This window comes from Citrobacter sp. S46_ASV_140 (genome assembly GCF_018919545.1).
Classification (GTDB): domain Bacteria; phylum Pseudomonadota; class Gammaproteobacteria; order Enterobacterales; family Enterobacteriaceae; genus Citrobacter; species Citrobacter braakii.
On sequence record NZ_JAHLRC010000219.1, the window covers coordinates 1 to 3,336 of the forward strand.

Genomic DNA, 3,336 nt, shown 5'->3' on the forward strand with positions numbered 1-3,336 from the left:
GCCCAGGACCGTTCACCGACCATTCGCGCCTCGCTGGAGGAAGTCGAACAGACGCTGATTATCTCCGTTGCGCTGGTTATTCTGGTGGTCTTTGTTTTCCTGCGCTCCGGGCGCGCGACCCTGATCCCTGCGGTAGCGGTTCCGGTCTCGCTGATCGGTACCTTTGCCGCCATGTATCTGTGCGGGTTCAGCCTGAACAACCTGTCATTAATGGCGTTGACCATTGCCACGGGATTTGTCGTTGATGACGCGATCGTGGTGCTGGAAAATATTGCCCGCCACCTGGAAGCGGGAATGAAGCCACTGCAGGCGGCGCTACAAGGTACGCGCGAAGTGGGATTCACGGTGCTCTCAATGAGCCTGTCGCTGGTAGCGGTGTTCCTCCCGCTGCTGTTAATGGGCGGATTGCCTGGGCGCTTGCTGCGCGAATTTGCCGTCACGCTGTCAGTTGCTATCGGTATCTCGCTGCTGGTGTCGCTGACATTGACGCCAATGATGTGTGGCTGGATGCTCAAATCCAGCGCCCCGCGTGAACAGTCTCGTAAACGAGGTTTTGGTCGTGTGCTGGTGGCACTGCAACAGAGTTACGGCACTTCGCTTAAATGGGTGCTGCGCCATACGCGACTGGTGGGCGTGGTGTTACTTGGCACCATTGCGCTGAATATCTGGCTTTATATTTCCATCCCCAAAACTTTCTTCCCGGAGCAAGATACGGGTGTGTTGATGGGGGGGATTCAGGCCGACCAAAGCATCTCTTTCCAGGCGATGCGCGGCAAACTGCAGGACTTTATGAAGATCATCCGCGACGACCCGGCGGTGAATAACGTCACCGGTTTTACCGGCGGTTCCCGGGTTAACAGCGGGATGATGTTTATCACCCTCAAGCCACGCGATGAGCGCGGTGAAACCGCTCAGCAGGTGATCGACCGCCTGCGCGTCGCGCTTGCAAAAGAGCCTGGCGCGAATCTGTTTCTGATGGCGGTGCAGGATATTCGCGTCGGCGGCCGCCAGGCCAATGCCAGCTATCAATACACATTGCTTTCCGACGATCTGGCGGCACTGCGCGAGTGGGAACCGAAGATCCGTAAGGCGCTTGCCGCCCTGCCCCAACTGGCGGATGTCAACTCAGATCAGCAGGACAATGGCGCGGAAATGAACCTGGTCTACGATCGCGACACCATGTCTCGTCTGGGGATCGACGTTGCAGCCGCTAACAGCCTGTTGAACAACGCGTTTGGACAACGGCAAATTTCAACTATTTATCAACCGATGAACCAGTACAAAGTGGTGATGGAGGTCGATCGACGTTACACCCAGGACATCAGCGCGCTGGATAAAATGTTCGTCATCAACAATGACGGTAAGGCAATCCCGCTATCGTACTTTGCCAAATGGCAACCGGCGAATGCCCCGCTGTCGGTAAACCATCAGGGCTTGTCCGCTGCCTCAACCGTGTCGTTTAACCTGCCAACAGGTTCTTCACTGTCTGAGGCGACAGAGGCTATCAACAGAACCATGACCCAGCTCGGCGTCCCCTCCACGGTTCGCGGTAGCTTTGCCGGCACGGCACAGGTATTTCAGGACACCATGAACTCACAGGTGATCCTGATTATCGCCGCCATCGCCACGGTCTACATCGTTCTGGGTATGCTGTATGAAAGCTATGTTCATCCCCTGACCATTCTCTCCACGCTACCTTCAGCTGGCGTCGGGGCTTTGCTGGCGCTGGAGCTGTTCAATGCCCCGTTCAGCCTAATCGCCCTGATAGGGATAATGCTATTAATTGGCATTGTGAAGAAAAATGCCATCATGATGGTCGATTTTGCGCTGGAAGCGCAGAGAAATGGCAAGCTGCAGCCAGAAGAAGCCATTTTCCAGGCCTGCCTGCTGCGCTTTCGCCCAATCATGATGACCACGCTGGCGGCGTTGTTTGGCGCGCTGCCGCTGGTGTTATCCGCCGGGGATGGCTCCGAACTACGTCAACCTTTGGGGATAACCATTGTCGGCGGGCTGGTCGTGAGTCAACTCCTGACGCTGTACACCACGCCCGTGGTCTATCTCTTTTTCGACCGTCTGCGTCTGCGTTTTTCGCGTAAAAACAGCAAACCGGTAGCAGAGTTATGACAGAACTTCCCGACAGCACCCGCTGGCAACTTTGGATTGTGGCATTCGGCTTTTTTATGCAGTCGCTGGATACCACCATCGTGAATACTGCGCTTCCCTCGATGGCGGCAAGCCTCGGGGAAAGCCCGTTACACATGCATATGGTCATTGTGTCATATGTTTTAACCGTTGCCGTGATGCTGCCCGCCAGCGGATGGCTGGCGGACAAAGTTGGCGTGCGTAATATCTTCTTCACCGCCATCATCCTGTTTACGCTTGGCTCGCTGTTTTGCGCCGGGTCCAGCACACTCAACGAGCTGGTGATAGCGCGCGTCTTACAAGGCATTGGCGGTGCGATGATGGTGCCGGTCGGCAGGCTAACGGTGATGAAAATCGTCCCGCGTGAGCAATATATGGCGGCGATGACGTTTGTCACATTGCCCGGTCAGATTGGCCCGCTACTGGGACCGGCATTAGGCGGTATTCTGGTTGAGTACGCCTCCTGGCACTGGATATTTTTGATTAACATTCCGGTTGGTATTGTCGGCGCGATAGCGACGTTAATGCTGATGCCCAACTACACCATGCAAATCCGACGCTTCGATCTCTCCGGATTTGCGATGCTGGCAGTCGGCATGGCGGTACTGACGCTGGCGCTTGATGGCAGTAAAGGAACCGGCATCTCCAGTCTCTCGCTGGCAGCGTTGGTTATCTGCGGAGTGCTGGCTATTGCGCTGTATCTGAAACACGCCCATCGTAATCCACGCGCGCTGTTCAGCCTGAATCTGTTTCGCACACCGACCTTCTCGCTGGGTCTTTTCGGCAGTTTTGCCGGACGCATCGGTAGCGGTATGCTGCCGTTTATGACGCCGGTGTTTTTACAAATAGGCCTCGGTTTTTCCCCCTTTCATGCCGGGCTGATGATGATCCCGATGGTGCTCGGCAGTATGGGCATGAAGCGCATCGTGGTGCAGGTCGTTAACCGCTTTGGCTACCGTCGCGTACTGGTCGTTACAACGCTTGGCCTGTCGCTGGTCAGTCTGCTGCTGATGACCACCGCGCTGCTCGGCTGGTATTACGCCCTGCCCTTCGTACTGTTCTTACAGGGAATGGTCAACTCAACGCGCTTTTCATCCATGAACACCCTGACGTTAAAAGACCTGCCTGACGATCTCGCCAGCAGTGGTAACAGCCTGCTGTCAATGATCATGCAGCTGTCGATGAGTATCGGGG

General features: G+C 55.8%; 2 protein-coding genes. Both read left to right on the plus strand.

Annotated elements, in window-relative coordinates; genetic code table 11:
* Window positions 1-2,124: efflux RND transporter permease subunit (locus KQJ19_RS23020; protein ID WP_216404228.1), on the plus strand; the 2,124-nt coding region annotated here is incomplete at its 5' end.
* A partial coding sequence (mdtD, locus tag KQJ19_RS23025; protein ID WP_216404229.1) for a multidrug transporter subunit MdtD occupies window positions 2,121-3,336 on the plus strand: 1,216 nt, incomplete at its 3' end. The genes KQJ19_RS23020 and mdtD, both read left to right, overlap by 4 nt.